The 524-nt window shown below is 65.6% G+C and carries 1 protein-coding gene; it reads left to right on the top strand.

Features of this window, described 5'->3' with window-relative positions; genetic code table 11:
- A partial coding sequence (locus F8271_RS31770; RefSeq protein ID WP_151493442.1) for a transposase occupies nt 1-481 on the top strand: 481 nt, incomplete at its 5' end.
- Nucleotides 482-524 lie beyond the last annotated feature (43 nt).

The following is a 524-nucleotide window of genomic DNA, read 5'->3' as shown; positions in this document are numbered from 1 at the left end:
CTTCCGTGACCTGATCCGCTCCATCCCCGGCGTCGGCATCGTCACCGCCGATGTGATCATCGCTGAGACCGGCGCCGACATGACCCGCTTCCCGACCGCGAAGCACCTGGCCTCGTGGGCCGGCACGACACCCGGCAACAACGAATCAGCGGGAAAGGTGAAATCCAGCCGAACCCGCCCCGGCAACCCCTACCTACAGGGAGCGCTGGGAGCGGCGGCGATGGCCTGCTCCCAGAACCCGCGCACCTACCTCGGCGCCCGATACCGGCGCATCGCCTCACGCCGTGGACCGCAGAAGGCCAACGTAGCCATCCAACACTCCATGCTCATCGCGATCTGGCACATGGGCACCACCGGCGCCCTCTACGACGACCCCGGCGGTGACTACTTCACCCGCCTGCACCCCGACCGATTCAAGAAACGAGCCATCCATCAACTCGAAGCCATGGGATACCGCGTCACCCTGGAGAACGCGTCGTGAAGCGAACCAACCGCCTCTGACGCGAAGGGAATCTTCGCGTCAG

Origin of the sequence: Micromonospora sp. ALFpr18c (genome assembly GCF_008868155.1) — a bacterium.
Taxonomy (GTDB): Bacteria; Actinomycetota; Actinomycetes; order Mycobacteriales; family Micromonosporaceae; genus Micromonospora.
The sequence above is the reverse complement of the archived record's forward strand: the minus strand, read 5'-3'. Positions and strand labels throughout refer to the sequence as shown.